This window comes from Microcystis sp. LE19-10.1B (assembly GCF_027530565.1).
GTDB lineage: Bacteria > Cyanobacteriota > Cyanobacteriia > Cyanobacteriales > Microcystaceae > Microcystis > Microcystis aeruginosa.
This window is the reverse complement of the sequence record NZ_JAPZQM010000166.1, coordinates 1-4,912: the sequence shown is the minus strand read 5'-3', so window position 1 is coordinate 4,912 and position 4,912 is coordinate 1. Positions and strand designations below refer to the sequence as shown.

Below are 4,912 nucleotides of genomic sequence, written 5' to 3'. Positions count from 1 at the left end.
TTGGTATCAGAGTTATCAGATTTTTAGGGCTAATTGTGCATCTGCTGGGCAACCAAATTAGCCTGTAATTCAGAGCCGGCAATCGTTTTGACGATTTAGATAAAATTTTCAATGTGACACTTTAGGGTGCGGAATGTGGGTTAAATATAAGATGAACGTAGGTTGGGTTGAAGCATGAAACCCAACACCCGCATGGGTTACGCTACCGCTAACCCATCCTACAAATAATTGTGCCTCCCTACTTGTGTGCAGCGTTTAATCAAGTCAGTCCCGATGAAAAAATTTTCACCCCCACAGATGAAAGAGGTTTCTTTCCCTACACCCCACACCCTACACCCTACACCCTCTTTCAAGACAGGACAGGAGACAAAAACGAGTTATTGGACAGAAAGAGGCGATGGGATGTTATTATTTAAAGCCGATTCCCCGGAAGCAGCCGAATCGATCATCGGGCAGCATCCCCTGATTAAAAATGGCTATGTGGAGTATTAACTGCACGAATGGCGAATAGTAGTGGAATAGGCTATTAAAGGAGTGAACCCTGTGCAAATATTCACGACAATCCCCGGTTTACGCACTTTTTTGGCTGATTATCGCCCTGATCACAGTATTGCCCTCGTGCCAACCATGGGCGCTCTCCATAAAGGTCATGCTAGTCTAATTCGACGCGCAGTGACGGAAGCGGAGGTGACTGTGGTTAGTATTTTTGTTAATCCTCTACAATTTGGCCCTACAGAGGATTTTTCTCGCTATCCCCGCACCTTTGAAAGCGATCGCCAACTGTGTGAATCCTTGGGAGTTGCTGCTATTTTTGCTCCCAGTGCGGAAACTTTAGGAATTGGTGATTCTGAGGAGATAACCGCAGTTGTTCCCCCGATTTCTCTGACTAGCGGGTTATGTGGTGCTTTTCGTCCGGGACATTTTCAGGGAGTAGCCACAATTGTCACGCGGTTGTTTAATATTATTGCACCGACGATCGCCTATTTTGGCGAAAAGGATGCCCAACAGTTAGCGATTATCCGGCAATTAGTCAGAGATTTAAATTTAGCGATCGAGATTCGCGCTTGTGCTACAGTGCGAGAAACATCGGGATTAGCCGTTAGTTCTCGCAATCAGTATCTATCGGCCACAGAAAGGGAAAAAGCGACAATTATCGCCCAAAGTTTGCAATTAGCTCTCGAAAGTTTTCGTTTAGGGGAAAGACAAAGGGAAAAACTACTGGCTATTGTGCAAAAAAATCTCGACAGAGTAGCAGAATTTCGCTGTCAGTATCTGGATTTAGTCCATCCCCAGAGTTTACAACCGATCGAGCAGATCGAGACAGGGGGACTGTTAGCGATCGCAGGATCGATCGGTCAAACCCGTTTAATTGATAATATTATCTTGCGTCAACGTCGGGCAGTTATCGCTATTGATGGGCCTGCTGGAGCGGGAAAATCGACGGTAACGCGCTTAGTAGCGGAAAAATTGGGGTTAACCTATCTCGATACCGGTGCGATGTATCGCGCAGTGACATGGTTAGTGGTGAATTCCGGTCTGGATTTGTCCGCAGAAGCGGCCATCGCCGAGTTATTATCTTTAGCGAAGATAGCAATAATCCCCGCCGATAGTCCCGAAAATGTGACTATAGTGAAGATTAATGGGCAGGATGTGACTTTAGAGATTCGCTCTCCCGCAATTACCGCGCAAGTGTCCAGAATTGCCGCTCAAAAAGCGGTGCGACAGCAGTTAGTCACCCTGCAAAGACAGCTGGGAATGTCGGGGGGAATAGTTGTGGAAGGTCGAGATATTGGTACTAATGTTTTTCCAGAAGCGGAATTAAAGATTTTCTTGACAGCGACACCCGAAGAAAGAGCGAGAAGGAGATTAAAAGACTTAGAAGCGCAGGGAAATGGGGGTATTAGTCTCGCAGAATTAACCCAAGAGATTGAAAAAAGGGATTATTTGGATAGTAATCGCTCCCTAGCACCCCTGCGAAAGGCCACAGATGCGATCGAAGTTAATACCGATCATCTCAGTATTACAGAAGTCACGGAAAAAATCATTGCTCTTTATCATCTTAACCAAGGTAATTTAGGGAGATAATTATGCAGTTAAATTATCTGAATTTATCATCTATCTGTTTAACGGTAACTTCCTTGATAATTATCGCCAGTCCAGCTATATCTTTAGCCGATCATAGATCACCAATAACTTTAGCTGCTAGGGATTTATCAAACCAGCAACAGGGACGAACAATTATTCTTAATGGTCGTTCTTTGCCCGTTTCTTGGCGACAGTGGACAGCAGCAAATAGTACCAGAATTGCCATGAGTGACACGGGAGCAAGACAATTATTCGGCATGGATTTTCTTAGCACAAATGATCCGAAAAAGCAACCGATAAGCTGGTTTAATTTACAAACTTTATCGGCTAATTTGATCAATCCCGATCGCTGGTTAGACGTTACGGATATTTTACTAAAAATGGGGGCAACAACCACTATTAATGGCGATAGTTTAAATATTAACTTTCCTGCTCCTCAGATTGAAGATATTCAGCTAGAAAATTATGGGGCAGTACAGAGGATTATTATTCAACTCGATCGCCCGACCTTTTGGCAAGTTAGTCAGGCAAAAAATCAAGCAGTGATTACCCTAGAAGGAAATGCCCAGCAATCGCTTATCTCTAGGTTTCAACCCAAAACTGTTAGTAACAGTAATCAAAATAACGATGAAGATGATCTAGGCAACTCTAATAATAACTTAGCCACTCAGATCACTTCCTTAGAAAATAATGGGGTGATCAGTCGTTTAAAAGTTAACCTTCCCACTGCCTACGGATTACAGATCAGCAGTGTGGATAATCCTCCCCGAATTATCATTGATTCTCGTCCCGATGCTATGGATGAAAAGCGCATTGTTTGGCAACCAGGGTTAATCTGGAATCAAAAATATATCCAGTTAGATCAAGATTGGTTTCCCGTGACTTGGTTAGAAATCGATCCCAGAAATCCTCAGATAACTATTAAACCGATTACCGCTAATTCCACCTCAATGCGCGGCACTAATCCCCTGATCACGATTAATAGCGAAAGTAACGCAGTAGCGATGATTAATGGCGGCTTTTTTAATCGTAATAATCAGTTACCTTTGGGAGCAATTCGTGTGGATGGCAAATGGTTATCTGGACCAATTTTAAACCGAGGAGCGATCGCATGGGATAATCGTGGTAAAATCAGGATCGATCGCCTCAGTTTAGAGGAAACTCTCATTACTGTCACCGGACAACGTTTTCCCCTAACCCAGTTAAATAGTGCTTTCCTGACAGCCGGCTGCAGTCGTTATACTCGCGATTGGGGGAGTAATTATCATCCCCTCACCGAGCGCGAAACCGGGTTAGTCGTCCAAGGCGATCGCGTAACGGAGAAATTAAATAATCTTTTCCCACAGGATAGTATAGACATACCAGAAAATGGCTATTTAGTCATCTGCCGAAAGACAGATATTAGTTTAAATATTGGTGAAAGAGTCAACCTCGATAGCGTCACCCTACCGAGAGATTTTGCTGATTATCCTCAGATTTTAGGTGCTGGCCCCCTATTATTGCAGAATGGGCGCATAGTTTTGGATGGAAATGCCGAAAAATTTAGTCCGGCATTCCAAAATCAACAAGCTTCCCGCAGTGCGATCGCAGTCAGCCGAGAAGGAAAAATTTTGCTAGTGGCTATCCATAATCGTGTCGGGGGACGGGGGGCAACTTTAGGCGAATTAGCCCGAATTTTGCTGTTAATGTCGGCAAAGGACGGTTTAAACCTAGATGGGGGTAGTTCCACCGGGATAGCCTTGGCGGGTTATCTGCTCGATCGCTCTGCCGTTACCGCCGCAAAAGTCCATAATGGAATAGGGATATTTTTATCCCCGTCTCCTTGACAGGTGTGAAAACAATGGATAATAGCGACTGGATTAAACAATTGCTGCTGATGGGTATTGGTACTACTTCCATGGTGGCAGAAAAGATCAAAGAAGTGAGCGACGAATTAGTAAAAGACGGTAAAATCAATTCCGATCAGGCTAAAAACTTTGTCGATGATCTGATGACACAGATGAAGTCTGAACAAGGGAGCTTCGAGAATAACTTAGAACGCTATATCCGCAATATCTTGCAGGATTTAGGGGTTCCCCGACAATCGGAAATGGATGAACTGCGGGGAAGGATTGATAGATTAGAACGGCAGGTGAGAGACTTAGAGAATAAACTCTGGCGTTAGGGAACTATGAAATCAATGCGCGAAATCTTGCTCAGTTTTGCTATTATTGCGGTTTGTGGCTTATTTTTAATCGTTGCTTCCCTCTTTGGTGGAGGGGAAAAAACCAATGCGATCGCCGCAGAAATCGATCCACCCGCTATCACTCAAACTATTAATAAGGAAATCATCTCCATGGATTTAGATCAAGCAGTCACCACCGATTCGGGACTAAAATACATAGATATCGTGGAAGGAACTGGAGAAAGTCCTCAAAAAGGTCAAAAAGTGACTGTTCACTACACGGGAACCCTCACAGACGGCAAAAAATTCGATAGTTCCAAGGATCGCAATCAACCTTTTACCTTTACCATTGGAGTTGGTCAAGTGATCAAAGGATGGGATGAAGGAGTCGCATCGATGAAAGTCGGTGGGCAGCGTACCTTAATTATCCCCCCAGAATTGGGTTATGGTGCGCGGGGTGCCGGTGGGGTGATTCCTGCCAACGCGACTTTACTTTTCGATGTGGAATTGTTGGCAGTTAAATAGGGTTTGCTGAAAAAGCTTTTCGGTGGTGGCAGGGTGTGGGGTGTGGGGTGTGGGGTGTGGGGTTTTACCAGTTTTGAGGTGGTCAACTACCTAATTTTCAGGGAAAAAGTACCTGAATTTTCCCCCGATCCCCGCAAT

At 44.4% G+C, this 4,912-nt stretch carries 5 protein-coding genes; all 5 read left to right on the top strand.

Features of this window, described 5'->3' with window-relative positions:
- The first annotated feature begins 273 nt into the window (after positions 1–273).
- From O9332_RS05865 to O9332_RS05845, 5 genes are read left to right on the top strand one after another with little or no spacing between them, the layout of a single operon-like run.
- Positions 274–492: a YciI family protein gene (locus O9332_RS05865; protein ID WP_288024221.1), complete on the top strand. Its 219-nt coding sequence runs from the start codon at positions 274–276 to the stop codon at positions 490–492.
- Positions 493–543: 51 nt separating this feature from the next.
- Positions 544–2,085 carry a bifunctional pantoate--beta-alanine ligase/(d)CMP kinase gene (locus O9332_RS05860; protein WP_288024218.1) on the top strand — a complete coding sequence of 514 codons (1,542 nt, stop codon included), beginning with the start codon at positions 544–546 and terminating at the stop codon, positions 2,083–2,085.
- A 2-nt stretch (positions 2,086–2,087) separates the two neighbouring features.
- Complete coding sequence (locus tag O9332_RS05855; RefSeq protein WP_288024215.1) at positions 2,088–3,911, top strand: phosphodiester glycosidase family protein; 1,824 nt, start codon at positions 2,088–2,090, stop codon at positions 3,909–3,911.
- Positions 3,912–3,925: 14 nt separating this feature from the next.
- Entirely contained in the window at positions 3,926–4,249 is a 324-nt protein-coding gene (locus O9332_RS05850; protein WP_002758682.1) for a phasin family protein, read from the top strand.
- A gap of 6 nt (positions 4,250–4,255) precedes the next feature.
- Complete coding sequence (locus O9332_RS05845; protein WP_002758683.1) at positions 4,256–4,774, top strand: FKBP-type peptidyl-prolyl cis-trans isomerase; 519 nt, start codon at positions 4,256–4,258, stop codon at positions 4,772–4,774.
- The last annotated feature ends 138 nt before the right edge of the window (positions 4,775–4,912 follow it).